Source organism: Neobacillus sp. NPDC093182, from assembly GCF_044754045.1.
In genome coordinates, this window is sequence record NZ_JBIVOI010000001.1 from 336,075 (window position 1) to 362,989 (window position 26,915).

Annotated in this window: 30 protein-coding genes; 13 read left to right on the forward strand and 17 right to left on the reverse strand. The window is 40.3% G+C overall.

What is annotated here, in order from left to right:
* Window positions 1-35: 35 nt before the first annotated feature.
* The 3 genes from spoIIM to ACIQAA_RS01800 all read right to left on the reverse strand — a co-directional run bounded on the left by spoIIM (window position 36) and on the right by ACIQAA_RS01800 (window position 2,522).
* Window positions 36-680: a stage II sporulation protein M gene (gene spoIIM, locus ACIQAA_RS01790; RefSeq protein ID WP_402614180.1), complete on the reverse strand. Its 645-nt coding sequence runs from the start codon at window positions 678-680 to the stop codon at window positions 36-38.
* A gap of 127 nt (window positions 681-807) precedes the next feature.
* Window positions 808-1,971 (reverse strand): endonuclease Q family protein, encoded by a 1,164-nt coding sequence (locus tag ACIQAA_RS01795; RefSeq protein ID WP_402614183.1) that lies wholly within the window; start codon window positions 1,969-1,971, stop codon window positions 808-810.
* Window positions 1,968-2,522, reverse strand: a complete 555-nt coding sequence (locus ACIQAA_RS01800) for an NUDIX hydrolase (protein ID WP_402614186.1) — start codon at window positions 2,520-2,522, stop codon at window positions 1,968-1,970. The genes ACIQAA_RS01795 and ACIQAA_RS01800 overlap by 4 nt, the downstream gene beginning before the upstream one ends.
* Window positions 2,523-2,594: 72 nt before the next feature.
* Here ACIQAA_RS01800 and mciZ point away from each other — a divergent pair, with 72 nt between their 5' ends.
* Both mciZ and ACIQAA_RS01810 read left to right on the forward strand, forming a co-directional pair.
* A complete protein-coding gene (mciZ, locus tag ACIQAA_RS01805) occupies window positions 2,595-2,726 on the forward strand; it encodes a Z-ring formation inhibitor MciZ (RefSeq protein WP_402614189.1) in 132 nt (43 codons plus the stop codon).
* A gap of 64 nt (window positions 2,727-2,790) precedes the next feature.
* A complete protein-coding gene (locus ACIQAA_RS01810) occupies window positions 2,791-3,702 on the forward strand; it encodes an aldo/keto reductase (protein ID WP_402614192.1) in 912 nt (303 codons plus the stop codon).
* A gap of 23 nt (window positions 3,703-3,725) precedes the next feature.
* On the opposite strand, the gene ACIQAA_RS01815 is transcribed toward ACIQAA_RS01810, so the two are convergent.
* From ACIQAA_RS01815 to ACIQAA_RS01830, 4 genes are all read right to left on the reverse strand, one after another.
* On the reverse strand, window positions 3,726-3,980 hold the full coding sequence (locus ACIQAA_RS01815) for a YqkE family protein (RefSeq protein WP_402614195.1): 255 nt from the start codon (window positions 3,978-3,980) through the stop codon (window positions 3,726-3,728).
* A 311-nt stretch (window positions 3,981-4,291) separates the two neighbouring features.
* Window positions 4,292-4,948, reverse strand: a complete 657-nt coding sequence (locus tag ACIQAA_RS01820; RefSeq protein WP_402614198.1) for a CoA transferase subunit B — start codon at window positions 4,946-4,948, stop codon at window positions 4,292-4,294.
* Between the two features lie 23 nt (window positions 4,949-4,971).
* On the reverse strand, window positions 4,972-5,661 hold the full coding sequence (locus ACIQAA_RS01825; RefSeq protein WP_402614201.1) for a CoA transferase subunit A: 690 nt from the start codon (window positions 5,659-5,661) through the stop codon (window positions 4,972-4,974).
* A gap of 28 nt (window positions 5,662-5,689) precedes the next feature.
* Window positions 5,690-6,877: an acetyl-CoA C-acetyltransferase gene (locus ACIQAA_RS01830; protein WP_402614204.1), complete on the reverse strand. Its 1,188-nt coding sequence runs from the start codon at window positions 6,875-6,877 to the stop codon at window positions 5,690-5,692.
* A 195-nt stretch (window positions 6,878-7,072) separates the two neighbouring features.
* Between ACIQAA_RS01830 and ACIQAA_RS01835 the strand changes: the two genes are divergently transcribed.
* Both ACIQAA_RS01835 and ACIQAA_RS01840 read left to right on the forward strand, forming a co-directional pair.
* Window positions 7,073-7,213 (forward strand): hypothetical protein, encoded by a 141-nt coding sequence (locus ACIQAA_RS01835; protein ID WP_192649748.1) that lies wholly within the window; start codon window positions 7,073-7,075, stop codon window positions 7,211-7,213.
* A gap of 109 nt (window positions 7,214-7,322) precedes the next feature.
* Window positions 7,323-8,234: an alpha/beta hydrolase gene (locus tag ACIQAA_RS01840; protein ID WP_402614207.1), complete on the forward strand. Its 912-nt coding sequence runs from the start codon at window positions 7,323-7,325 to the stop codon at window positions 8,232-8,234.
* Window positions 8,235-8,332: 98 nt separating this feature from the next.
* Here ACIQAA_RS01840 and ACIQAA_RS01845 read toward each other — a convergent pair whose 3' ends face one another.
* Window positions 8,333-8,665, reverse strand: coding sequence for an iron-sulfur cluster biosynthesis family protein (locus ACIQAA_RS01845; protein WP_402614210.1), 333 nt, complete (start codon window positions 8,663-8,665; stop codon window positions 8,333-8,335).
* A 140-nt stretch (window positions 8,666-8,805) separates the two neighbouring features.
* On the opposite strand from ACIQAA_RS01845, the gene ACIQAA_RS01850 reads away from it, so the two are divergent.
* Window positions 8,806-9,012 carry a CDGSH iron-sulfur domain-containing protein gene (locus ACIQAA_RS01850; protein WP_402614213.1) on the forward strand — a complete coding sequence of 69 codons (207 nt, stop codon included), beginning with the start codon at window positions 8,806-8,808 and terminating at the stop codon, window positions 9,010-9,012.
* 50 nt (window positions 9,013-9,062) lie between these two features.
* On the opposite strand, the gene ACIQAA_RS01855 is transcribed toward ACIQAA_RS01850, so the two are convergent.
* Both ACIQAA_RS01855 and ACIQAA_RS01860 read right to left on the reverse strand, forming a co-directional pair.
* On the reverse strand, window positions 9,063-9,557 hold the full coding sequence (locus tag ACIQAA_RS01855) for a DinB family protein (protein ID WP_402614216.1): 495 nt from the start codon (window positions 9,555-9,557) through the stop codon (window positions 9,063-9,065).
* A gap of 75 nt (window positions 9,558-9,632) precedes the next feature.
* Window positions 9,633-10,826 carry an FAD-dependent monooxygenase gene (locus tag ACIQAA_RS01860; protein ID WP_402614219.1) on the reverse strand — a complete coding sequence of 398 codons (1,194 nt, stop codon included), beginning with the start codon at window positions 10,824-10,826 and terminating at the stop codon, window positions 9,633-9,635.
* 180 nt (window positions 10,827-11,006) lie between these two features.
* Here ACIQAA_RS01860 and ACIQAA_RS01865 point away from each other — a divergent pair, with 180 nt between their 5' ends.
* From ACIQAA_RS01865 to ACIQAA_RS01875, 3 genes are all read left to right on the forward strand, one after another.
* Window positions 11,007-11,768, forward strand: coding sequence for an IclR family transcriptional regulator (locus ACIQAA_RS01865; RefSeq protein WP_402614222.1), 762 nt, complete (start codon window positions 11,007-11,009; stop codon window positions 11,766-11,768).
* A 102-nt stretch (window positions 11,769-11,870) separates the two neighbouring features.
* A complete protein-coding gene (locus ACIQAA_RS01870; RefSeq protein ID WP_402614225.1) occupies window positions 11,871-12,821 on the forward strand; it encodes a fumarylacetoacetate hydrolase family protein in 951 nt (316 codons plus the stop codon).
* 80 nt (window positions 12,822-12,901) lie between these two features.
* On the forward strand, window positions 12,902-14,026 hold the full coding sequence (locus ACIQAA_RS01875; protein ID WP_402614227.1) for a cupin domain-containing protein: 1,125 nt from the start codon (window positions 12,902-12,904) through the stop codon (window positions 14,024-14,026).
* An 82-nt stretch (window positions 14,027-14,108) separates the two neighbouring features.
* Here the strand turns inward: ACIQAA_RS01875 and ACIQAA_RS01880 are convergent, their stop codons facing one another.
* Entirely contained in the window at window positions 14,109-14,438 is a 330-nt protein-coding gene (locus tag ACIQAA_RS01880; protein WP_402614230.1) for a YolD-like family protein, read from the reverse strand.
* Window positions 14,439-14,642: 204 nt separating this feature from the next.
* Window positions 14,643-15,902 (reverse strand): Y-family DNA polymerase, encoded by a 1,260-nt coding sequence (locus ACIQAA_RS01885; protein WP_402614233.1) that lies wholly within the window; start codon window positions 15,900-15,902, stop codon window positions 14,643-14,645.
* Between the two features lie 163 nt (window positions 15,903-16,065).
* On the opposite strand from ACIQAA_RS01885, the gene ACIQAA_RS01890 reads away from it, so the two are divergent.
* Entirely contained in the window at window positions 16,066-16,260 is a 195-nt protein-coding gene (locus tag ACIQAA_RS01890; RefSeq protein WP_402614236.1) for a YqzH family protein, read from the forward strand.
* Between the two features lie 26 nt (window positions 16,261-16,286).
* On the opposite strand, the gene ACIQAA_RS01895 is transcribed toward ACIQAA_RS01890, so the two are convergent.
* Entirely contained in the window at window positions 16,287-17,084 is a 798-nt protein-coding gene (locus tag ACIQAA_RS01895; protein ID WP_402614239.1) for an SDR family NAD(P)-dependent oxidoreductase, read from the reverse strand.
* 9 nt (window positions 17,085-17,093) lie between these two features.
* Entirely contained in the window at window positions 17,094-18,056 is a 963-nt protein-coding gene (locus ACIQAA_RS01900) for an MBL fold metallo-hydrolase (RefSeq protein WP_402614242.1), read from the reverse strand.
* A 466-nt stretch (window positions 18,057-18,522) separates the two neighbouring features.
* Here ACIQAA_RS01900 and proC point away from each other — a divergent pair, with 466 nt between their 5' ends.
* The 3 genes from proC to namA all read left to right on the forward strand — a co-directional run bounded on the left by proC (window position 18,523) and on the right by namA (window position 21,658).
* Entirely contained in the window at window positions 18,523-19,368 is an 846-nt protein-coding gene (gene proC / locus ACIQAA_RS01905; RefSeq protein WP_402614245.1) for a pyrroline-5-carboxylate reductase, read from the forward strand.
* A 51-nt stretch (window positions 19,369-19,419) separates the two neighbouring features.
* Window positions 19,420-20,559 (forward strand): glycosyltransferase family 2 protein, encoded by a 1,140-nt coding sequence (locus ACIQAA_RS01910; RefSeq protein ID WP_402614248.1) that lies wholly within the window; start codon window positions 19,420-19,422, stop codon window positions 20,557-20,559.
* A 79-nt stretch (window positions 20,560-20,638) separates the two neighbouring features.
* Entirely contained in the window at window positions 20,639-21,658 is a 1,020-nt protein-coding gene (gene namA, locus ACIQAA_RS01915) for an NADPH dehydrogenase NamA (protein ID WP_402614250.1), read from the forward strand.
* Window positions 21,659-21,736: 78 nt separating this feature from the next.
* Here the strand turns inward: namA and rnz are convergent, their stop codons facing one another.
* Window positions 21,737-22,660 carry a ribonuclease Z gene (gene rnz / locus ACIQAA_RS01920; RefSeq protein WP_402614253.1) on the reverse strand — a complete coding sequence of 308 codons (924 nt, stop codon included), beginning with the start codon at window positions 22,658-22,660 and terminating at the stop codon, window positions 21,737-21,739.
* Between the two features lie 195 nt (window positions 22,661-22,855).
* Between rnz and zwf the strand changes: the two genes are divergently transcribed.
* Window positions 22,856-24,325: a glucose-6-phosphate dehydrogenase gene (zwf, locus tag ACIQAA_RS01925; protein ID WP_402615578.1), complete on the forward strand. Its 1,470-nt coding sequence runs from the start codon at window positions 22,856-22,858 to the stop codon at window positions 24,323-24,325.
* Window positions 24,326-24,369: 44 nt separating this feature from the next.
* Here zwf and ACIQAA_RS01930 read toward each other — a convergent pair whose 3' ends face one another.
* Entirely contained in the window at window positions 24,370-25,647 is a 1,278-nt protein-coding gene (locus ACIQAA_RS01930) for a DNA polymerase IV (protein ID WP_402614256.1), read from the reverse strand.
* 79 nt (window positions 25,648-25,726) lie between these two features.
* Window positions 25,727-26,848, reverse strand: coding sequence for a tripeptidase T (locus ACIQAA_RS01935; RefSeq protein WP_402614258.1), 1,122 nt, complete (start codon window positions 26,846-26,848; stop codon window positions 25,727-25,729).
* Window positions 26,849-26,915: the final 67 nt, after the last annotated feature.

Below are 26,915 nucleotides of genomic sequence, written 5' to 3' on the forward strand. Positions count from 1 at the left end.
AACAAGGGATTATATTTAATATCATATGATAATTATTATAAATTAAGTGATCCCATCATTGATTTCATCAGCCATGGGGATACATAAGCCTCTACACCAGAAGCTGCAGAAATAAGAATAACAGCTACAACAAAGGTTATGATGTAGTTTTTAAAAAATGGCAATATCGGCTGCCCATAGGTCTTAAAGAATTGTTTTTTTATCATTCTCAATGAGAATATAACGGATAAAGCAGCCATCAAAATGAAAACGGGAATGATAATCAAATTTTGTGGCAGAATGGACACAAATGCAAGCAAAAATCCTTTTAAGCCTAATTGACTAACTAAGAAACCAACCGTAAAACCTACCACTAATCCTTTTATAAATAATAGAATTAGGATTACCGGAAGTCCGATGATTGAAATTCCTAAAATCCATATCAACCCAATGAACTTGCTGTTATGAAGAAAGCTTTGGGCAAATAAATCATTATTCTCTGCCACTTTTCCATTTAGTATTTGACCAAAGAATTGTGACAGATAGTAAAACAAATCTTCTTTTTGGGTGATACTCATGCTATTCACGACAATTGCTCCAAAGATGACACCCATTAAAAATAAAATGACAATAAATAAAAAAATTGAGGAATGCTCACGGAAATAACTGGCGGCATCGTTCTGGTACAATCGTTTCTTCATCTGCAGTCCCTCCTACTTCTCCTAATCAGTTATTACATTTTATGCCTTTCTAGTAAATCTATGACCATAAATTAATAGAATTACTATAAAAAGAAAAACCCGACTTTTTATTTGTCGGGTTTGATCATTACTCTGCAATTTTGCCGTATTTTCCTCCGCCGCCTGCCGCTAGAGTTACTTTTCCTTCTCTTGCATTCATAATCATATCAGCAATCTTTGGAGGGACCACTTCAGTCAAGGCATGAAAGGGAACTTCATGCAATATAGCCATTTCTGAACCAAAATGATTGACGAGCTTTTCGAGTAACTTTGGTCCCAATCCTGGAATAAATTCCAGTGGAACTTGATGGACATAAGGAGGACGCCCATCTGGACGACTATCTGCTGTCTTCAACTCAAGAATTCGGTCGGCTACACCCTTAATCATCTTATTTTTTCCACAAAGGGAACAAATTTGGTCTTCCTCACCGGCTGGATGTAAACATTCTGCACAGACCGTTTTGTGATACTTACCAAGGAGCGGATCTAATCCGTAATTCGCTAGGATATGTCGTCCGTCCTCCTTCCTTAATGCCATTCCTAATTCTTTAAACGATGGTTCCTTCATCGATATTACCTGGTATTCGCGGGCAATTTTCGCTAAGGAGTGAGCGTCAGAATTGGTCACAAAGGTATAGTTATGTAATTCTTTTATCTGGTCTGCCATCCTTGTATCAGAACTTAACCCAAGCTCAATCCCATCAATCAAAGCCGGGTCGAATACTTCTGTTAATGATTTGTTGACACCTTTACCATATAGGCTTTTAAAAGGCGTAAAAACATGTGCTGGAATAAAGATTCCACCTAATGCCTTTACCTTTTTCTGCAAATCGAGGCCTGATGCATATATCCGCTGCGAACTCAACTGGATATTTTTTAAATGACCAGACAGCCAAATAGAGAACTCTCTCATGACCGCGATTGTAGCAAAAAACACAAGCACATGTATCGGACCATTGCATTGTTCATCATAAATTTCTAACTCCGAACCGGGTATTACCGTTAAATCACCGTATCCTAAGCCTCCATCATGATGTTCAATCATGTCTCCACTTGAAACGAGGCTTTCCATTTCAAGGATTACTTCTGGTGAGTGACTGTCAATAATCCCAATCATATTCAGCCCTTTTTCATGCCGAGCATGCTCAATGATATTGGTAAATGTTAATGTTTTAGCGCCTGTTATTTTTACAGGCTTCCCGGTCCAGGTTCTTCCGATATGAATATGTAAATCTACATAATACCGTTTCATTTATTATTCATTGCCTCTAGAAGCTGCAGATATTGAACGGCATAGGCGGTTTTAGCATCATAAATTTTTTGTTCCTTTATATATTGAATCGCTTCATCAAGTGATAGTTCCTCGATATTCACAAACTCATCTTCATCTAGTGCCGCAGCATTTTCTTTCTTTGTTAGTCCTTTGGCTGCAAATAGATGTACGATTTCATCTGCGAATCCTGGAGAGGTATAAAAAGAGATCAGCAGCTCCAAACTTTCACATTCATATCCTGTCTCTTCCTCTAACTCCCGGCGTGCACAGAGAGCTGGCTCTTCGTCCTTTTCTAGCTTTCCTGCTGGTATCTCAACGATTGTCCGCTCAAGAGCTTTACGATATTGCTCGACCATAACAATTTTTTTATCATCGGTGATCGCCAAAATAGCCACTGCCCCTGGGTGTTTAATAATTTCTCTTTTTGACTGTTTTCCATTCGGCAGCTCAACATCCTGAAGATGAAGGCTAATAATTTTTCCTGAAAATATTTCTTCGCTATGTATCGTTTTTTCAATAAGATTTGTCATCTATGTCACTCCTGTTCTAATTCGCTATATGCTGCTCATACATTTTACCATACATTATTTGGAGGGGTATGGATGAAGGTATACGTGCACGATAAGGGAATTATTCTTGTAGGTAAGGGCTGGGAGATTCTCCAAAAGCTAAAAGAATACAATAAGGATTATTCCACCGTTGCTGCATGGGTAGAAAAAGTTGCTTCTAAATAACCTTTCCGTTTGTAGTCTTCCCCGGACTTACGTAAAATTATAGTAAAGGACGGGGTGATCTGTATTGAAAAAAAGAAAACTGGGAAACTCAGATTTATGGGTTACTGAATTAGGCTTAGGCTGCATGTCGATTGGCACAGAGGAAAAAAGAGCTCGAGAGATTATTGAGACTGCCTTGGATGAGGGAATCAATTATTTTGATAGTGCCGATTTGTATGATTTTGGTGAGAACGAAAAAATCGTCGGGGCTGCTTTAAAGGATGTACGTGAAAAAGTCATTATTGCGACGAAGGTTGGAAACCGCTGGAATCCAGATAAAACAGGGTGGTCTTGGGATCCGTCCAAATCGTACATAAAGGAAGCAGTCAAACAAAGTTTAAAACGTCTTGGGACAGACTATATTGATTTATACCAGCTGCATGGCGGCACAATCGAAGATAATATTGATGAGACAATAGAAGCTTTTGACGAATTAAAGTTAGAGGGCTATATCCGCTATTATGGAATTTCATCGATTCGTCCCAATGTTATCCGTGAGTATGTAAAGAAATCCGATATTGTTTCTGTCATGATGCAATATAGTATTTTAGACCGGCGTCCGGAAGAAGAAGCACTGCCATATCTGCATGAGCATGGAATCAGTGTAGTCACCCGCGGTCCGCTGGCAAAAGGGCTTTTAAGTGATAAAATGCTAGAAAGAATTTCTCCAAAAGGATATCCAGACTATAGTCAGGAAGAGCTGCTTAAGGTGTTACCCTCATTGAAGGAAAAACTAGCTGCACAACGCTCTTTTACAGAAATTGCTCTTCAATATAATTTGTCTCACCCTGCCGTGGCCACGGTCGTTGCTGGAGCTAGCAGTCCTGAACAAGTAAGAAGCAATGCCAGGGCGATAAGAAGCCAACAGCTGACCAAAGAGGACGTTACATTGATTAAAGAGATCTCAAAGGCTGGGCAGTATAAAGAACATCGTTAAAATAGGAGAGCCGCTTGGCTCTCCTATTTAAATTCCTTCCAGTTCATGCCGCTTTCGTTCAGCAGCTCCTCAAACGATTTATTTTTTTCTTTTAAACGGCGTTCCTCGCGTTTACGCTGCTCCTCTTCTGCTCGTTTACGCTCCTCTTCTGCCTTCAACTGGTCCTGCTGTTCTTTTAATTGCTTGATTAATTCCGGATTGATCATATCTTTAAGCGTAACCGCTGCTTCTTCTGTTTTTGGTTTAGATTGATTTTTTTGTTTCAATTTCTTTTTCATCCTAAACTTCCCCCATAATCATTATTCCATATGTATTATAACATTTTAATAGAAAGGCTGTGTTAAATTTGGCTGTTGATTTGTGCTCCAGGCGGTTCGGGAAGCCTCCTCGGCGCTAAAGCGCCTGCGGGGTCTCCTGCAGGACTCTGAATTACTTCCTCGAATCCGCCCACGCACGAAGAAAATGCGTTAGCATTTTCGAGGAGTCTCGCGCCTTCCGCACAAATCAACAGAGTTCTAAAATCAACATTTACCATTAACACAGCCAATAGAAAAAGCAAGCTGTTCCGAAAAACAGCCTGCCATGTTTTTTAATAAGCTTCTAGAACCACGTTTTCGTCGACTGCCAATGCCGCCTCTGTCGAGTTAACTATATCTTCGACAGTAAACCCTTTTGCTACTTCAACCAATTTTAAACCGGTGTCGGTTACATCCATTACTGCACGTTCAGTAATAATTCGGTTAACCACAGCTTTTCCGGTTAACGGAAGGGTGCATTCCTTTAAGATTTTTGATTCGCCGCGCTTGTTCACATGCTCCATGATAACAATGATCTTTTGCGCTCCATGGACAAGATCCATGGCACCGCCCATTCCTTTTATCATTTTACCTGGTATCATCCAGTTCGCGAGGTCTCCTGTTTGAGAAACCTCCATCCCGCCAAGGATCGCAATGTTGATATGACCGCCGCGTATCATGGCAAATGATTCGGCACTATCAAAATAAGAAGCGCCGCTAATTGCAGTAACCGTCTCTTTTCCGGCATTGATCAAATCAGGATCTACTTCTTCTTCTGTCGGATAAGGACCAATTCCAAGTAATCCATTTTCCGATTGAAGAACAACCTGTTTATTTTCAGAAATATAATTAGCAACCAGCGTCGGCATCCCAATCCCTAAGTTTACATAAAAACCGTCTTCGATTTCTTTCTCTGCCCTAATTGCAATTCTCTCTCTAACAGAGACCATTGGCTCTCACTCCCTGCAGCAATCTATTTCCTAACGGTCATTCTTTCAATCCGTTTTTCCTGCTTGCCTTCAATAATCATCTGAACGTAAACACTTGGCGTGTGGATATAATTAGGATCAAGTTCACCAATTTCATAGAGTGTCTCCACTTCAGCAATTGTTACTTTTCCAGCTGCAGCAATCATCGGATTAAAGTTTCTTGCGGTTTTGTGGTAAACAAGATTCCCCATCTTGTCTCCCTTCCATGCCCTAACAAGACTAAAATCAGCAGTCAATGCTTCTTCTAATAGATACTCTCTACCATTAAAAATCTTTGTATCTTTGCCATCCGCAATCGGAGTTCCTACCCCTGCAGGAGTATAAAAGGCAGGAATCCCAGCTCCACCAGCTCTTATTTTTTCCGCTAATGTACCTTGTGGTGTCAATTCTACTTCAAGCTCGCCTGCTAAAACCTGTCTTTCAAACTCTTTATTTTCTCCCACATAGGAACCTATCATTTTTTTTATCTGTTTATTTTTTAATAGAGGGCCAAGACCCCAATCATCGATTCCACAGTTATTTGAAATAACCGTTAAATCCTTTACACCCTTTTCAACCAACGCTTGGATTAGATTTTCAGGAATGCCACACAAACCGAAACCACCAACCATCAACGTCGCTCCATCTTGAATACCAGCGACAGCTTCTTGGAAGGATGTACTAATTTTCTTCATCGTGTCGTTTCTCCCCTCATTGTAAGGTTTATGCTAACTCAACGATCGTTGCTACCCCTTGACCGCCGCCAATACAAAGAGTTGCTAATCCTTTTTGGGCGTTTCTCCGTTTCATTTCATGAATCAGCGTAACAAGAATTCTTGCACCGCTTGCGCCGATAGGGTGACCGAGTGCTATTGCACCGCCATTAACATTTAAGATATCTTTATTAAATTGAAGTTCACGGTCAACTGCTAATGCTTGCGCAGCAAATGCCTCATTCGCTTCTATTAACTCAAGCTCTTCCATCGAAATAGACGTTTTTTCCAGAACCTTTTTTACTGCTGGAACCGGCCCGATCCCCATGATGCTTGGATCAACCCCAGCACTGGCATTCCCTTTAATCGTTACTAAAGGCTTAATCCCTAGTTCTTCTGCTTTTTTCCTGCTCATTACGACTACCGCTGCTGCACCATCATTAATTCCTGATGCATTGCCAGCTGTTACACTGCCGTCTTTTTTGAATGCTGGACGTAATCCTCCAAGCTTTTCAGCTGTTGTTCCTTTTTTCGGATATTCATCTGTATCAAAAACAATCGGATCCCCTTTACGCTGTGGAATGACGACAGGGACAATTTCATCTTTAAATTTACCTGCTTCAATTGCCTTAACCGCCTTCTCCTGACTCCATGCTGAAAACTGGTCCTGTTCTTCTCTCGTAATCGAATATTTATCAGCTAAGTTTTCAGCTGTAACCCCCATGTGATATTGGTTAAAAACACATGTCAGTCCGTCACTTGTCAAAGTATCTATTAATTTTTGATCACCCATTTTGAATCCTTCACGGGCATTTTTTAATAGATAAGGTGCTTGGCTCATATTCTCCATTCCTCCAGCAACAACAATCTCAGCATCCCCTGCTAGAATGGCCTGTGTTGCTAGGTGAACAGCCTTTAATCCAGAACCGCATACTTTGTTGATCGTCATTGAAGAAACGCTATCAGGAATTCCTGCGCTAATCGCGGCCTGTCTAGCTGGATTCTGGCCAAGCCCTGCTTGCAGTACGTTACCTAAAATAACTTCGTCTACTTGCTCCGGCTTTACGCCCGCTTGTTCGAGCGCTCCTTTGATAACTGTCGCTCCTAATTCTGGTGCCGATACATTTTTTAAACTCCCGTTAAAATTACCTAGTGCTGTACGAACAGCGCTCACAATTACTACTTCAGTTTGACTCATTTTTTTTTCCTCTCCTTTTTAGCACTTTTACCTTTACTATTTCGAGAACGAACACAGAAAACCCTCTTATTTTGTCAAAATTTCTATTATTCTTGAATTTTACAATTCAGCACCTTTACACTAAAGGTATGAATAAACAGACTACTATATAAGCACTTTATTAAATGAAACCACTTCGAAGGGAGTCTGACGATTATGAGCCAAAAACGTGATAAGGGATACAGCCAAAAAGGTAAGGATTATGCAGAATCTGCCGGAACAGGTAAACGAATGATTGCCGCTGAGGAACTAGAAAAAGCACTTCATCCTACAAAGAGACAAAATGCTGAACAATAAATAAATTTACTAAGCCGCTAATGGAGTTAGCGGCTTTTCTTATGTTAAAATAAAAGCCAACAATAATTACCAAATACTGACTACTAATGAACCTTTTGGAGGTGTACTTGTGAGAAAGGCGCTGCGAGCTCTTCTAATTTCATTCTTGATTACATTTTCTTTAGGTTTTTATTTTACAAATAGGCTTATTTATATAAAAAAAAAGGATGAACAATTTATCGTACAGCGGGAAAAGGAAGCGGGTAGATTTAACCCCGAGCATTTCGAATCACTTCCTAAGAGAGAGGTACTCATTGAATCCCCTTTTGGCTATCCCATTAAAGCTCTTCTGGTAGAACCGCACGAGTCTAATCGCTATGTCATTATTTCTCATGGAGTAACGGAAACTAAAATTAATTCAATAAAATATATGAATCTTTTCTTAGAGCGTGGATTTAATGCGATTATTTACGACCATCGCAGACATGGTGAATCTGGAGGGAAGACAACCAGCTTCGGTCATTATGAAAAATTCGATCTAAAGGCAGTAATTGATTGGTTAAAAAAAGAGAAGGGGCCAACACTTACGCTCGGCATTCATGGGGAATCGATGGGGGCAGCTACGATGCTTCTGTACGCTGGAATGCTTGAGGATGGCGCTGATTTTTATATAGCAGACTGTCCCTTCTCTGACTTGAAAGAGCAAGTATCATATCAGCTAAAAAAAGAATTTAAGAAGGTTTCGACCTTATTAATTCCCATTGCTGATTTTATTTTGCGCCTTCGTGAAAAATATTCAATCCGTCACGTCTCACCCATTTCGGTTATTGAAAATATCAAACATCCCATTTTATTTATTCACAGCGAAAACGATGATTTTATTCTTCCTGCCATGACAAAAGAATTATATGAAAAAAAACAAGGTCCGAAAATGCTTTATCTAGCTGCAAATGGCCGTCATGCCCAGTCTTTTAATGAGAACCCTGAAGAATATCGAACTGTCATAGACAAATTTTTGCAAAAATATGTTGAGAAAGCTTAACCGAAATAATTTTTGGAGATATATCTGCGTACATTCTAATATATCTGCGTAAATAGAATTTTATCTGCGTTTCCTAAAAAACAGACTGTCCCACTGGGTCAGTCTGTCTTTTCTGTTACAACAAAACTCATGTATCCGTTTAAGATTTGCTGTGGGCTTTTTAGTTGAAAGCTATTCGTTCCTTTTGAAAAATCAATCGTCATCTTTTCATCAAAGAAAACGGCTTTCGACTTTTCCATATATACATTTCGTTCGTTTGTCTCAATGGTAATATCGTCTGTATTAACTTCGTGTACATACCACAATGCAATCACACCATTTACGGCACATCCGCAATCCTCTGTATCGTACTTAAGCTTTAAGTAACCTTCCCGGCCTTTTATTTTCTCAGTAAGCTTCTCAGCAGCTGCCGCGGTTATCATAATCTCCATGTTTAAATCTCCCCCTAGTTGGCATACGCTGATTGTAACATAATTTTTTGCAGGTGCTGGAATTTCTGCTTACTTGTGTTTTCCCCTAATTCAATATATTCTGAAAATAATACAATTACTTTTTAAAGGGAGTGTCAAGAATGTCAAAAGTACAAATTAAAGTAAACGATAATGGTTCACTGCGGATTACTGGTGAGGTAGAATTGCTAGATGGTGCTGGAAATGTCATGGAAACGAAGCCAGCCTTTTCTCTTTGCCGCTGCGGGCTTTCCAACAACAAACCTTTTTGTGATGGTTCTCATAAAGGGAAATTTGACTCTCAAGTGCGAGCTGCAAAAGAAGAGTAGTTTCTTCTATAGAAAAAGGACTCCGGTAATGGAGTCCTTTTTCTGATCAATTATTGAATTTTTTCTAAATGACGTACAAGCTGCCCGTAATGACCCGTTACATGCTTAACGATTAAATGGTCGACTAAAAATGATAACGGTTTTCCGTCAAAATTCGGATTATAACTTGGAGCAGTTTTTACTAAATCCTCATCTTTCACTTTTAAAAGTGCTGTCTCTACTTTCGGTACTAAGTTTTGAAGTGCAGTTATAGCATCCTCTTTCTTAATACGTGATACGACCGTTTCATCTACTGCAGCTAAACGGCGCACATGTTCATGATTACGTCCCCATTTTGCACCAGGAACTACTAGCAGCGCTTCCAAATCTTCGACCCAAAACTCTACCGCTTCCAAAATATGCGAAACAATTTGCATTGCGGACCATTCTGTTTCAGAAGGTTTAACATAAAGTGCACCCTCTTCCGTATTTTTCAATACCGCTATAATATCATCTATACTCTTATTAAATACTTCCAATTTTTCATTCAGTACTGCTGTTGCCATCGTTACGTCCTCCTTCAAATCACTTCATACATAAATTTAAAAAATGCGTTAGAGCCAGCTCTAACGCGTTTTTAATTAGCAATTTACACGTTCATAATTTTTCTTGAAATAGCCATATAGGAAATCAACAACATGGTAGTCAGTTGGCTTGTGCTGTTCGAAAATAAAGTTACGAAGTGCAAGTGCTGTTGGATCCTCCGCATGAATAATTTCGCCCCATCTGCGTGCTGATCCTTGTACCATTGCAGAGCGTGGGATTCGAATTTCTTGGTATGCTTTAAACGCTTCCTCGTAGGATTTATGTTCTTTTAATTTCTCACCTAATACAAATGCATCTTCGAGGGCTTGAACGCCGCCTTGTGCTAAATATTGAAGCATGGCATGTCCAGAATCTCCTAATAGCGTAATGTTGCCATTTGTCCAATTGTCGATTGGTTCACGGTCATACATTTGCCAGCGGAATTGACGGTTAATGTAAGTTAAAGCGTTTTCAACCTTTGGATGACAATTTTCAAAACGACGTGCCATTTCTTCTGGTGTTCCCCAGTCTTCTACAGTCGCATCATATGATTTAAATACAACTACTTGGTTGTAAAGCTCTCCGCGGCGAACTGGGTATTGTACCATGTGCAGGTTTGGACCAATCCACATGATGACATCGTCTAAGTCTAAGTTTGCGGTAGTAGCCACTTCTTCAATTGGAATCGTTCCACGATAAGCTACATATGCAGAGTTTACTGGTTTATCATCAACTAACTGCTTACGCATGTTTGATTTTACCCCATCCGCACCAATAACTGCTTCTGCTTTAAACGTTTCCCCATTTTGATTAACAATGGTTACAGTATCACCATTTTGTTCTGCAGTTTGAATACATTGGTTGGTAAAGAATTTGATATTGCTGCTTTTTTGACATGCTTCATAAAGAACTCTGTGTAAGTCAGAGCGATGTAATACGATATACGGCTGGCCGAATTCTTTTTGGAAACCTTCCCCTAAATCAAGAGTTGCTATTTCTTTTGCAGTATAAACATCTTTTAGGACAAGGCGTTTTGGTAATACTGCATGTTTTAAGATTTCTTCCTTTACCCCTAAACGATCTAAAACCTCTAACGCATTTGGTGCTAACTGAATCCCAGCACCTACTTCTCCAAATTCAGGTGCTTGCTCAAAAACCGCTACTGATTTACCCGTTTCTTGGATTGATAGTGCTGCCGCTAAACCACCTATTCCTCCACCTACTATAATGATGTCGCTTACATTAGTCATTGACATTTCCCCTCCAACTGAGTTATTATCTTCCACAAATAGTGAACTTTGTTACCTGATAAGAAAACTTTAAATCATTTTTTATCAATTCGTCAACAAAAACTTTTAAAATTTAGAAAATTTATATTAATCATTTTTTCTACTACTATCCAAAACCAACCGAAAAATGGGGTGATCTTTATGACAACTGAAACGAAAACGATCGGTATTCAGTCATTACAAATTGGGTTAAACATATTAGAGATCTTAGCAATGGAAAAAAAACCTCTAAAGTTTACTGATATTCAAAACCTAACCGCTATGACAAAAAGTAATTTATATAAATATTTGTCTACACTATCCCAATTTGGATTAATCTATCGTAATCCTCATACAAACGCATATACGCTTGGACATAAATTTGTACAGTTAGGAAATGTTGCTTTAGGCCAATCTTCTTTAATAGAAGTGGTCATTCCCTATTTCAAAATGATAACTGAGAAAACGAACCTAACAGTCCTGCTGGCTGTTCCTTCTACAAAGGGTCCACTCATTTCATATATTTTAAGTGCTGATTATGGAATAAATATCGGTGCACAAATAGGGACACACTTACCGCTCTCCTCCTCGACTGGCGTTGTTTTTTCTGCTTTTGAAAAAGACGTCCTAATGAAAGAATGGGAAGAAAAAGAATTATCGAAGTTCAATGAAAGTGAATTTAAGCAGTTTCAAAGTGAAAAAGAGAAAACCAGAGGATTGTTTTTTGCATCAAAAACGGAACCTCTAATAAAGCATGTCTCCTCTTTTAGTGTCCCTATATTAAATTTCAACCATGGACTGCTCGGTGCCATAACGATCGTTGGTATTACTGAGACAGTACCAAAATCGGCGGACCATCCAACAGGAAAATACGTTCTCAATGCAGCCAAGGAAATTTCCGAGTACTTCGGTTTTACAAAATAAAATTCTGAAAACAAATAATATTGACAATCGTTTTGAAATATTTTAATATTTTTATAAATAGTGAACTAGTTTCATAATTAGTGAAAAACAAGGAGGCCAACCATGAAACTTATTAATTTTACTGTCGCTGGGCATACACGTGCAGGGGCAATCGTTGATAACAAAGTAGTCGACTTAAACTATGCTTACCAAGCACAGTTAAAGGCAGAAGGAAAATACCGATATGAAGCAATCGCAAAAGCATATGTGCCGGATAATACCGACGAGTTGTACCAAGGCGGCAAAGAATCACTGATTCTCGCACAAAATGCAATCGATTTCATACTAGCTAACCCTGAAAGTTTTGGAAAAAAAGTGATTTACAATCGCGAGGAAGTTAAGGTAGAAGCGCCAGTTCAACGTCCAGGCAAAATTATTTGTGTTGGACACAACTACCGTGAGCACATTTTAGAAATGGGTCGTGAAATCCCATCGAACCCAGTTATTTTCGCAAAATTTGCTAATACGATTTTAGGACCAGAGGACGATATTCCACACTATCCAATCTCTGATCAGCTTGACTACGAAGCAGAGTTTACTTTTGTTGTCGGCAAACAAGCTCGCAATGTTGCAGAAGAAGATGCATTAGATTTTGTAGCAGGTTACACCATTACAAATGACGTTACCTATCGTGACATTCAACGACGTACGCTTCAATGGCTGCAAGGAAAAACAGTAGATGGCAGCGCACCAATGGGACCATATTTGGTAACTTCCGATGAGCTGCAAAATCCATCTGGCTTAGATGTTGTCCTAAAAGTAAATGGTGAAGTACGTCAAAAAACGAATACTGCTAATCTCGTATTCTCTGTTCAAAAATTAGTAGCTTTCTTATCCAATTTAATGACGTTAGAGCCTGGAGATGTTGTCTTAACAGGAACTCCTGGAGGCGTTGGGGTGGCGATGACTCCTCCGCAATTCTTAAAAGATGGAGACGTAGTTCGCATTGAAATCGACCAAATCGGTGCACTTGAAAATAAAGTAAAGGCAACGGAAGCGGTAGTCACTGTTTAATTAGACATTGCAAGGGGTCAAGCAGCAAATAGGCTGCTCCCCTTTTCTCTATAAAATTTGAAGGCAAAGGAGAATGTAAAATGGCTGAAGTAAATCCAGAAGTTCAAGAGTTTATGAAAAGTTCAATTGTAACCGATTACACAAAAGATATTCAACAATACAACTTAGGACCCCTTTGGGAAGCAATTCCTACAATTATGCATAAAACGCCAAAGCCTCAAGCACAAGCTTATCTTTGGAGCGATGAATTAATCAAAAAGAAAATGGCAGAAGCAGCTCAAATCTTCACACCAGATCGAGGTGGAGAACGTCGTGCAATCTATTTCCAAAATCCTGGCTTAACTTATCGGGAACCTTGGGGATGGGGATCGACTACTCAAACGATTTATGCAGCTGTACAAATGTTATTGCCTGGTGAAAAAGCGCCATCTCACCGTCACTCTCAAAGTGCATTGCGCTTTATTTCTGAAGGTTCAGGCGCATACACGATTGTACAGGGTGAGCGTATTTTCATGGAAGAAGGCGACTTTTTGATTACTCCAAAGAATTTGTGGCACGGGCACGCCCATTTAGGGACAGAGCCTATGTATTGGATGGATGCCTTAGATATTCCTACTATTTACGCAATTGGCGGTACCTTCTTTGAACCTTATGAAGATGGTTTACAGCAGCCAGATATTCCAGATAATTTTTCAGAGAGACGTTATCGCGGCGGCATGGTTCGTCCTGTTGGTGATGATAAGTTCACCGTTGCTCCACTTGCTAATTATAAATGGGACCGCACGGTAGAAGGAATTAAAGGCTTGATGGAATTCGATCCAGATCCACATCATGGATATGCTGTAGAGTACATTAACCCATCTACAGGTAAATCCGCTAACCCGACTCTCGGTACTCGAATGCAGCATTTACCGCATGGTTTCAAAACAAAGGCATTACGCCATACACACTCAACTGTTTACCAGGTACACAAAGGTTCCGGTCACACAGTCATTAACGGCATTCGCTTCGATTGGAAAAAAGGCGACTACTTCGTGGTTCCAAACTGGGCTTGGTATGAACACTCTGCTTCAGAAGACTCTTACCTATTCTCGGTAAACGATTTACCTATTATGAACCGTTTCGATTTAGAACAAGAGCAATCGTTTGAAGAAAATAACGGTCACCAAAAAGTTACTGGTGAATTTAAAGCCGATTTCCGTTAAGGAAAGTTTAAAATCACAGATGTATTCAACAGAGAATTAACATGGAAAAAAGCGGCCTCCGATGTTTGTGAGGCCGCTTTTTCTATGTCAATCGGATATCGGCAATGGCTGAAATCGGGATACGGTGTACTTCTTCAAAGTGATCGATAATATGAAGACGTTGCGCCATTTCATCCCAATAATGAATTTTTCCAATGACGATTTCATAATTTCGATTTCGATAATGAGTGATGGTAACGAATTGGTCGAATTCGATTGCTTCAGATAAGGTCATATTCATAAGTTCGAGCTGCTGCTCATCGATTTCTTTCCGCTCATCATATTGATCTTCCTTCACCCAGTCTCTAAGCAATTTAATATGCTCAGGAAGCATCATCGAAACCCATTTGATTCTTCCGCGGTCGCGAATCATTCATTCTCCTCCTTACTTCGTTGCAACTCCAGCGCCTAGGGGCTCGGTCGAAAAAGAAAAATTGCTTCTGCTTTTCCTACTGTCTAGCTCCAGCGCCTAGAGGCTCGGGGTCATAAGTCAATCCGTCAAGAAGGTTAAAAAGCAACCTTCTCGCCGGCTCGCCTATGCCTGTCGCCTCTGTTCAAGGCGCTTCCGCCTTTCTCACTACCCCTTATGCCCTCCAACAAGCGTAGCTCGATGCTTTGCCGTTCCAGCAGTTGTATAGGAAACAGCCCGCAGCAGGGAACCTGAACCAAAGCGTCTGCGGATAGAATCAACTACATAGCCAAGCTCCCTCCGCTTTACCGCGCCCATGTCAAACAGGTCGAGCTGAAACTCATGATCATCGACGATATTTCCAATACTAATTGCAATTTGCCTTACCGTCTTTCCTGTATAATGTTCGTGGAATAATTCGAGACAGACTCGGTAAAGATCCATCGTTACATTCGTTGGCTGCTTGATGGTTCTTGAGCGGTGAAAGCCGCCGCCGAGTTCATCCTGGCTATAGCCAATGCTAAGGCTGATTGTTCTCCCAGCCTTACGGCGAGATCTCGCTCTTCGGGCTACTTCTTCACACATTTCTAAAATTACATGCTTTATCTCTTCTTCTTCTTTATAATCTCTTAAAAGAATTTGGCTTTTTCCAAAGCTGATCTGCCCCTCAATCAGGGGTGCTCCCAAGTCTGAAAGGTCTACTCCCCAGGCATGATGATAAAGCTGATTGCCCATAATTCCGAATTTCTTTTCCAGTGCTTCTAAATCATAGCGAGCCAGCTGGCCAACCGTAAAAATGCCCATCCCATTTAGAGTTTTTTCAACACGCCTGCCGATTCCCCACATTTCTCTTAGCGGTGAAACCTTCCAAAGCTTCGTCTGGACGTCCTCGTACTTCCATTCAGCAATTCCATGCTTCTTTGCTTCGAGATCGAGGCAAAGTTTTGACAGTAACATATTCGGGCCAATTCCGACCGCACAGGGAAGCTGGAACTCACGTTCAATATCATTCTTAATTTTCTCTGCAATCGTAAAGGCGTCCCCCCACAAATGAAGTGCCCCATCCACCTTGATAAAACTTTCATCAACGCTATACGTGTGAATAGCTTCCTTCGGTACATAACGATTAAATACGCGGGTAATTTCAGTAGAAATACGCAAATAAGTGGCCATTTTGGGCTCGACTACTTGAATGCGGGGATCATCGGGAATCTCAAATAGCCTGGAACCTGTTTTAATTCCAAATTCTTTCTTCAAACGTGGTGATGCGGCTAGCACAACACTTCCATTCCGTTCTTTGTTACCGGCCACAGCTAGATAGCAAGTCAAGGGATCAAGACCATGCATGACAGCGGAACAGCTGGCATAAAAGCTCTTCATGTCGACGCATAAAATATGATTGTGCGGTAACGTGCTGTAATCAACCATGACTTTTCCCTCCATTTAAATATCGAACGTCTGTTCCTTATATTATATACACATCTTACACGAATATGCGTTCGTATTCAATGGAAATTTTTTGACATATTTCATGGTTTTGGTTATTTTTCCGGGGGAAAAAGCGGTATAATTGTGAGTGAGGTGTACGTACATGGAGAAAAAGTTAATTCTTAAAATGATAAAAAATTGCTTCAAACAATATTATGCCGAGATAGATTCACTGCCAATGAGCAGTAACGATTTAGAGGCGCTCGCGGATCGGATTATTCAAATAAAAGTAGAACAGCCCACGGTAGATTTATACGAGGCTGTGAATGATACTGTATACGAATTTTTAACAGGATGAAAGCACAAAAAACCGCTGTCGCGGTTTTATTTTTTGTTAAATGCTTTTTTGCCAATACGTTCAAACAGTCTTGGAAAGAGAACATAAACAACGCTGCCCATGTTCATCCAGCGCGGCAGGTTGATTTCTCTCGTTTTCGTCAGCATACTGTCAACGACTTTCCGAGCAACATATTCAGGCTGAAGCATAAACTTTTGAACATTTTTAACATAGGTGCCTTTTTCATCGGCAATGTTAAAAAAGTTCGTTGCAATAGGCCCCGGATTCACAGATGTTACGAGAACATTGTAATCACTAAGCTCCATTCTAAGCGAATTCGTGTAGCCAAGAACCGCATGCTTAGTAGCCGAATACACACTTGATTTTGGCGTTGCGATTTTTCCCGCCTGGGAGGCGATATTAATGATATGGCCGAAACGGCGTTCACGCATTTTCGGGAGCACCATGCTTGTGCACGCCATTAGTCCGACAACATTGACATTGAACATACCTTTAATTTCATCCATTGTTGCTGCATGGGCTTCACGGAACACACCGAACCCCGCGTTATTAACAAGGATATCTACCTCACCAATCTCCGCAAAAATAGCTGTAAAAACTTCCTTCACTTTTTCCGTATCAGAGACATCTAATTGATAGACCTCTACCTTTACTTGATGCTTTTGCTGCAATTCCATTTGCAGCTGCTTCAACTTTTCAATGCTTCTTGCAATTAGGACAAGGTTGGCACCACTTTCCGCACAAAGCTTGGCGATTTTAGCACCTATCCCCCCGGATGCACCGGTAATGACTATATTTTTACCCTTAAGTTGTTCCCTAACCATACTCACACCTCATCTAGCTTGATAAAGGACTGGTTGATGATCCTCACTACTACTAATCTCGCCGATTGAGGCTAAATAGTCAAGCTGGCCCACGGTTTCCGATAATGTTAATATCAATTCGCGCTTATACGCTGTAGGAAAAAGCCTCTTGCAAAGTTCAAATACAGTATGCTTCTCCTCTTTTAGCCAATTATTAACCTTCATTGCACGTTCATGTTGATGAATCAGTCTTTTTTCAATTAGCTCTTTTAATTGGAAAACTTCCTCGCCATGACCTGTATAAACGAATTGAATGGGATAGGATAACAACTTTTTCATCGAATCATTATGCTGCAGCTGAGGCTTCGGTCTTTCTGCTTCACCTGGTGCTGGCATTTCTAGGAATGGATTTGGTGAGATATGTGCAAGAATCAAATCCCCTCCAATAAGAATTCCATCTCTTTCTCGAAATAGAGCGATTTGACTCTGGGCATGCCCAGGTGTCTCTATGACTTTCCATTCACTTAACCCCGGCGGGATCATCCCTTCAACCAATTCTCCCGTCAAGGAGCGGTTACAGGAGTACCTGAATGTTTGTCTTAAATGTAAGAGAGCCGAAAAATATTCTGACGGGATTCCAAAGTCAACAAATTGTCTTCGAAAAAAAGCCTCTTGTTCTTGAAAGAAAGCCTCTGTTGGTTTAATCCATCGTTCATTCAGCGGGTGCCCGTAAACCTCTGCCTGATCTGATAAAAAATCAAGCATTCCAACATGATCAGCGTGATGATGGGTAATAATCACCTGTTCAATATCATCCGGGCTTAATTGTAATTGAGACAGCTGAGCCTTAAATGCAATCCATGACTCCTTGGTTTTGACACCACAATCGACAAGTGTCAGCCGCTCACCTTTAAGTAAGTAAACATTAACGTCCCCGACTGCATAAGGAGTCGGCAAAATTATTTTTGCGATACCATCTTTCCATTCTGCCATTCAAAAAAACTCCTATCGTTATTTTTAAATAGAATGTGAACATTTTTTGACAATTATTTATATAGTAAGTGTAACGAATTTCCCTTTCGATTGTCATTATTTTTGCATAATATAGTTAAAATAAATAAAAAATTCAGATTTTATCACTTGACAGAAGAGCCGTAATCTTGGATAATCACTATTAAAATTTGATTCGAACATTCGCGATGATTAAGACCAGTAAATGAAAAATGGCAAAAGAGAGTGAAGTCCATCGGCTGAAAGTCTTCACAGCCCTCTTTATCATTGAACCTACCTTATGAGCACTTAGGAAAACCTAACGTAATCCGGCGTTATCGGAGTCGAGTGAACCCTGATATGTATTTAGTTTGGGTAAATGAAGGTGGTACCACGGAAGCTAGACCTTTCGTCCTTTACGGATGAGGGGTCTTTTTGTTTTTATAAACAAGTAAAAGGGGGCAATATGATGAAAAAAATAGCATTTATCGGTGCCGGTTCGATGGCTGAAGCATTTATTTCAGGGATTCTTGAAAATAGTTTGATTGATAGAAAGAATGTATGGGTTACAAATAATTCAAATAAAGAGCGGTTGAAGAGGATAAGTGATACGTATGGCGTCCGTACCACTTACGATTTAAACGAATTGTTTGCAGGAGCTGACATCGTCATCTTATCGATGAAGCCAAAGGATGCCGCAACCGCCATCCAATATATTCGTGAATATTTAACCGAAAAAATGCTGGTAGTTTCTGTGTTAGCTGGTGTGTCGATGAGCACGATTGAGACATTAGCAAAATTACCGATTGCGATTGTTAGAGCAATGCCAAATACTTCAGCAGCCGTTGGTAAATCTGCCACTGCCGTTGCTGTAAATGAACGAGTTACCCCTCAGCAAATTGAATTAATGAAAGATCTGTTTGGAACGGTCGGCTTGACAACTTTTGTAGAAGAGGAGCAGCTTGACGCTGTTACAGGACTCTCCGGCAGCGGACCTGCGTATATTTATTACCTCATTGAAGCAATGGAGAAGAGTGCTGTTGAGGTTGGACTCGATAAGGAGATGGCGAGTGAATTAATCGTACAAACGTTAATTGGAGCAGCTGAGATGGTGAAAAACTCCACAAAATCATCTGAACAGTTACGAAGAGATGTAACAAGCCCAGGCGGTACAACAGAGGCAGGGGTCAAAGTACTCGAGGAACATCAGGTCCAGCAAGCGTTCATTTCTTGTATTAAGGCTGCAACGGCCCAATCGATAAAGATGGGAGCGGCATTACGTGAACAGCTGGAAGTTACCGAACCAACTTCCTAATTTGTGTCTATTGATTTAAACTAGGGTAAAAAAGACTAGGAAGTGTAAAAGATGCTGACGGTATTATTTTCAATGGGTATCCTGGTCTGGACTGTTTTTCTCATAGACGGGCTAATCGGTTTACGGAAAATAGACGCTTTAGAAGATGCGGATGAGTTAGAAAATGGACCTTTGTTATCCGTCATTGTAGCGGCACGCAATGAAGAAAATCAAATAAGAGATAGTATCCTTAGTCAGTTGGCGCAAACTTATAGAAACGTTGAATGGATTCTCGTTAATGATCGGTCAACGGATGACACTGGGCTTGTGATGGAAGAATTAAAAAAGGACGATCAGCGAATTTCTGTTCTTCACATAGAGGGATTGCCTGAAGGGTGGCTTGGAAAAAATAACGCCTTATACCAAGGCTTCCTTAAAGCGTCGGGAAAATGGCTATTGTTCACCGATGCGGATGTAAAGTTTAAAAAAGAGGCATTTGCAAAGGCGCTTCATTATTTTGAGAAGCACGAGCTTGACCATCTAACAGTGGCACCAAACCTGAGTGCGAAAAAGTTTTGGTTAAAATCATTTGTTGCTTTTTTTCTATTCGGGTTTTCTTATTTTAAAAGACCATGGGCTGCCAATAACCCAAAATCAAAAATCGGGACTGGAATTGGAGCCTTTAACCTTGTTTCCAAAGAAGCGTATAGCAGCTTTGGAACACATGAAATGGTGAAAATGCGGCCGGATGATGACTTACAGCTTGGAATGAGAATGAAACAAGCAGGCTACGCTCAGAGGATTGTTACAGCTCTTAAGCTGATTGAAGTAGAATGGTACGGAAGTTTGCAGGAAGCATTTATCGGCCTCGAAAAGAATACATTTGCCGGATTACATTACCGGATAAGCATGGTGTTTTTTGCAATATTCGGCGTTTTTATTACGAATGTCCTGCCCTTTATTACGATATTTTCTTCTGATAAAATAGTCGCCCTCTTAAGCTTAGGAATTATTTTGTTAAGCGGGATTCATTACGTTATGGTCATCAAAAAAATGACCATATTCTCCCCCTCTATGTTTCTAGTATTGCCTGTGACAGCTTTGCTGTTTATCTATTCGATCATCCGTGCCAGCTATCTAACCTATAAACGTGGCGGCATCATGTGGAGAGGCACCTTATACAAATTAAGAGAATTAAGAGACAAAGGGTGAAGTTTTTTATAAAGGCTCTTTTCTAAAATGCACTATAGTGGTATAGTGACCGAAAAATTAATGATGTAGGAGGTTCATAATGTCTGCAAAATTATTTTCTCCTTATACGATAAAAGGTGTTACGCTGAAAAATCGAATTGTAATGGCGCCGATGTGCATGTATTCAAGTCATAACGAAGATGGTCAAATTCAAAACTGGCATCGTACCCATTATACTAGCAGAGCAGTTGGACAAGTTGGGCTTATTATCGTTGAAGCAACTGCAGTCACTCCACAAGGCAGGATTTCACCTAGGGATTTAGGCATCTGGAGTGATGACCACATTGAAGGTTTAGCAGAACTCGTTAGCTTAATGAAAGAGCATGAAGCTAAAACAGGTATCCAGCTTGCACATGCGGGTAGAAAGGCAGTCCTAGAAGGTGAAATCATCGCCCCTTCTGCCTTAGCTTTTAATGAAAAAATGAAAACACCTAAAGAAATGACAAAAGAGGATATTAAGGAAACCGTTGAAGCTTTTAAAAAAGGAGCGGAGCGGGCAGCAAAAGCTGGTTTTGATGTTATTGAGATACATGGTGCTCATGGCTATTTAATTAATGAGTTCCTCTCACCGCTAACAAATAAAAGAACCGATGAATACGGTGGTACTCCTGAAAATCGGTACCGTTTCCTTCGTGAAGTAATTGAAGCCATCAAAACAGTCTGGGATGGAGTGCTATTTGTGCGAGTTTCTGCACATGAATATCATGAAGAGGGATTAACACCGTTAGATTACGTATTTTTCAGCCAATGGATGAAGGAACAAGGCGTAGATTTAATTGATCCAAGCTCTGGAGGAGTCGTACCAGCACAGATTAATGTGTATCCCGGCTATCAAGTGCCCTACTCCGAAACCATTAGAAATGGTGCCGAAATATCTACTGGAGCAGTGGGATTAATTACAACGGGTATTCAAGCAGAGGAAATTCTTCAAAATGAGCGTGCCGATTTAGTATTTTTAGCACGGGAATTGTTACGTGACCCATACTGGCCAAGAACAGCAGCCAAAGAACTGGGCATATCCATTGAGGGTCCCAAACAATATGTACTCGGCTGGAAATAACCAAATAAGACGGCTTTTGGCCGTCTTAATAGCTGGAATATAGTCATCGCGGATATATTGCTGTAACGTCGAAAACATTCATTTACTAGGTATATTTATTTCTTTAAAGTCTTCAGCAATGTCTGTATTCGCAAAGACTTCCTGTGCTTCCGCAGCTAGTTCAGCCCAGGCTTGTCGATCATAGCGTGAGCTGATGTGGGTCAAACAGAGCTGCTTACTTCCGGATTGTTTCGCCACTTCTGCAGCCTGATGGGTGGTTGAGTGGAAATAATCATAGGCAAGCTTCTCTTCCCCTTTAGAAAAGGTTGCTTCATGTATTAATAAATCTGCGTCCTGGGCTAAAAGTATTGCGTTCTCACAGTATCTTGTATCTCCAAGAATCGTGACAATCCGGCCCTTTATATCCGGACCGAGAAAATCTGCTGGTACGATAATGGTGCCATCATCAAGTGTAACGGTTTCACCTTCTTTAATTTTCCGGAAAATTGGTCCTGGCTGTACTCCCGCCTCGACAAGCTTATCCGCTAAAAGGGTCCCTGGTTTATCCTTCTCGATAATTCGATACCCGTATGAAGGAATACCGTGATCCAACAGTCGAGCTTCGACAGTAAACTGTTCATCTTCAAAAATAATCCCTTCGTCGAATTCGACGATTTTTAGCGGGTATTTTAAATAAGTTTGGCTGACTGAAAGGCTTATCGTGATATATTCTTTTAGTCCTTTTGGTCCATAGACAATCACTTCTGATTCTCCGCCTTGAAAAGAACGGCTGGCTAATAAGCCAGGCAGACCATAGATGTGGTCGCCGTGAAGGTGGGTAATGAAAATTTTCTCGATCCTGCGAGGTCTGATCGAAGTATGTAAAATTTGATGCTGGGTTGCTTCACCTGCGTCGAACAACCAAATGGCTCCTCGTTCTTCGAGTAACTTTAAGGCAATAGAAGTAACATTCCGAAGCTTAGCTGGAATACCAGCGCCAGTGCCTAAAAATAATATGTCCAATATATACCCGCCTTTCCCAATAATAATATAAATAATATAGCATATCGCTTGCACAATTGCCCTTTGTGCGTATATTCTCTTTTAAAGGAATAGATTTGAATACATGCTTCAGTCGATTTTTGCGAAATCTAAATTGAATACATATAAAGAGAGGTATTTATCGTGGAACAATCTAAGAATATGACTTCATTAATTATGATATTTGGTGCAACGGGAGATTTAGCCGTTCGGAAGCTCTTTCCGTCCCTTTACCGATTGTTTCAAAAAGGAAAGTTAGACAAATTTGCAGTTATAGGCGTAGCAAGGAGACCCTTATCTACAGAAGAGTTTCAGAATTCTGTAAAGGACTCGGTACTAACTGCTCTCGGCAAAAAGGAAAAAATCGATGAGTTTATCTCTCATTTTTATTATCAGTCACACGATGTAGCTGATTCCAGCTCATATCAAAACCTAAAACATTTAGCACAGCAAATTGATGATAAATATGAATTAGAAGGTAATCGTATTTTCTATCTTGCCATGGCTCCTGAATTTTTTGGCCCAATCGCTTTACATTTAAAATCGGATGGATTAACAGATGTTAAGGGGTACAAACGACTGGTCATTGAAAAACCATTCGGACATGATTTAGAATCTGCAAAGGTGTTAAACGAACAAATTCGTCAGGCCTTTTCAGAAAGCGAAGTTTACCGAATCGATCACTATTTAGGTAAAGAAATGGTTCGGAATATCGAAGTAATTCGTTTTGCGAATGCCATTTTTGAACCTTTGTGGAACAACCGTTATATCTCCAATATCCAAATTACCTCAAGTGAAGTACTTGGAGTGGAAGAACGCGGCCGTTATTATGAAACAAGCGGTGCTCTCAGGGATATGGTTCAAAACCATATCATGCAAATGGTAGCACTCCTTGCAATGGAGCCTCCGATTAAATTGACAACAGATGAGGTTCGTTCTGAGAAGGTTCGAGTATTTCGTTCATTAAGAATGATCAAAGGGGATAAGATAAATAAATATTTTGTCCGGGGACAGTATGGTGCCGGTTTGATCGAGGATCAACAGGTTCCTGAATATCGTGCAGAACCAATGGTAGACAAAGAGTCCAATACAGAGACTTTTGTAGCCGGGAAAATTATGATTGATAATTTCCGCTGGGCTGGTGTGCCTTTTTACATTCGAACTGGTAAAAGAATGACAACAAAATCAACAAAGATTGTTGTTCAATTTAAAGACATTCCGATGAACCTTTATTATCAGCCGGAAAAACTGTTGAACCCTAATCTGCTTGTCATCCATATCCAGCCTGAGGAAGGAATCACCCTCCATCTCAACGCAAAAAAAGCTGGCGGACATCTTGATGCCCAAGAGGTTAAATTAAGTTTTGCTAACACAGGAATTCATGCAATGAACACTCCTGAAGGGTATGAAAAGCTCCTGTATGATTGTATGCGCGGTGATGCAACTAATTTTACACACTGGGATGAAGTCGCCTATTCTTGGGCCTTTGTTGATAATATTTCTGAAGTATGGGAAAAAACGAAAGCCGTAGACTATCCAAATTATGAATCTGGTTCAATGGGTCCAAAAGCAGCTGATGAACTGTTAGAAAAAGACGGATTTTTCTGGTGGCCTGTAACCGATTTAGATGTAGATATCTGTAAATAATACAAAAAAGCTCCGCATTTGTTACTAAAACAATTGCGGAGCTTTTAGTTGTCTTCCTTCTTTTTTTGAGGGAATGAACGGAGAAAGTCTTTATTAAAGCTTGTTCCGGTACCAACATTATCAGCTTTGTTTACTTTTCGAGTGCCGGCATTTTCAATGATATTTTTGCCAAATTTTTCACGTAAAGTCGATAGTGTTTTCAATAATGGTTCTTTCTTTGCATCTTTTTCAAATGAAAATAAATCAAGCTGTTTAAAGGCTAAATCCTGCTCTACTAAATCATAGCCTGTGATGCCTAATAAACGGACGGGGTCTCCATTCCAAGCTTTGAGAAAAATTTGCTTCGAAAGGGAAGCAATATCATCTTTGTGCTGAATGGGGTTAGAAAGTTTCTTACTACGGGTAATTGTTTTTCGATCTTTAAAACGAATGGTAATGCCCAGCGTTGCTGCTAGGACATTTTTTCGCTTTAACCTTACTGAAACCGTCTCTGCCAATGCTTCCAATACCCGGTACAATTCTTGTTGATTGCTCGTATCCTTTGGCAGCGTTGTGGAGTTTCCAATACTTTTAAAATCAGACACCGACTCGGGATCGACGGGTCGATTATCAATTCCATTTGCTCTTTCCTTTATGCGAATTCCATTAATGCCGAGCAGTGATTTAAGCTGTATTTCATTGCCAGCCGCTAATTCACCAATGGTATGAATGCCAATGGTCGTTAATTTTTCAGCCGTCTTTTTACCAACGCCATGCATCTCACTCGTGTTTAACGGCCATAAAACGGAAGGGATGTCACGTTTTCTCAGTATCGTAATTCCCATTGGTTTTTTCATATCAGAAGCTGTTTTTGCCAAAAACTTATTTGGAGCTATACCGATACTGCACGGCAAATCAAGCTGTTCAAGAACCCTTTTTTGAATACTTTGAGCAATTTCGATTGGACTGCCAAGTTCAAAGGAATCGGTAATATCCATATACCCTTCATCAATTGATACAGGTTCCACAAGTTCTGTATAATTCCTGAGGATCTCAAACATGGCGATAGAAGCAGTCCGGTAGCGATCAAAATTAGGTTTCCTAATAATTAACTGCGGGCAAAGTTTCTTTGCTTCCCAAAGGGGCATAGTCGTCTTGACCCCAAATTTCCTTGCTTCATAGCTGCAGGTTATGATGATTCCCCGTCGCTCCTCCACGTTTCCAGCAATTGCAACGGGCTTCCCCTTCAATTCCGGTTCATAAGCCATCTCCACAGAGGCGTAAAAGCTGTTCATATCTACGTGCAGAATGACTCTTCCCTTTTTCGGATACATTTCCTTCATACGTGGCACTTCTCCTATAAACAATAGTATCTCTAGTATAGCAAAAAGGAGAACCGGCTGGCTCCCCTCTCACATATCCTTATTGATTTGTAACCTCTTCAATAATGGCAATTGTCATCTCTGCAAGCTTGTTTAATTCTTCAATCGGCATACGTTCATTTGTAGTATGAATATCTTCATAACCAACAGCCAGGTTAACAGTTGGAATGTTAAAGCCCGCAATAACGTTGGCATCGCTTCCGCCGCCGCTATGCTGCAATTCACAGCTGCGGCCAATTTTCGCTGCCGCTTTACGTGCGATTTCAACTACTTGATCGCCTTCGCCAAATTTAAATCCTGGATACATAACCTCTACTTCAACTTCAGCTCTTCCACCCATTTCAGCAGCAACTGTTTCAAAAGCTTCTTTCATTTTAGCAGCTTGTGCTTCCATCTTTTCAGCAATAAGGGAACGGGCTTCTGCAAGAATATCTACACGGTCGCAAACGATATTCGTTTGTGTACCGCCTTCGAAACGGCCAATATTTGCAGTTGTTTCTGAGTCAATTCTGCCTAATGGCATTCTCGCAATCGATTTTGCTGCAATCGTAATTGCAGAAACGCCTTTTTCTGGAGCAACACCTGCATGAGCTGTTTTTCCGTAAATAACCGCTTTTATCTTAGCTTGTGTAGGAGCAGCAACAACGATATTACCAACTAACCCATCACTGTCAAGTGCATAGCCATACTTCGCTTTTAATAATGAAGAGTCAAGTGCTTTAGCTCCTACAAGACCAGATTCTTCTCCAACCGTGATAACAAATTGAATCAACCCATGAGGAATCTTTTGTTCTTTTAAGACGCGGATTGTTTCAAGCATCACTGCTAAACCAGTTTTATCATCAGCACCTAAGATCGTTGTTCCATCTGTGACGACATAGCCGTCTTTAATAGATGGCTTAACACCTCTTGCTGGAACGACTGTATCCATATGGGAAGTAAAGTAAATAGGGTCAACACCGTCTTTAGTAGCAGCAAGTGTACAAACTAAGTTACCTGCACCATGTCCTGTTACAGCGGTTGTATCATCTTCAAACACATCAAGACCTAAATCTGTAAACTTATGTTTTAAAACTTTAGCAATTTCAGTCTCGTATTTTGTTTCAGAATCAATTTGTACTAGTTCTAAAAATTCATTCAAAAGACGCTCATGATTAATCATCTGAATAACCCTCCGTTTTATGTACTCACTACTAGAGTATACTCCTTCATAAACCTGTCTTCAAATG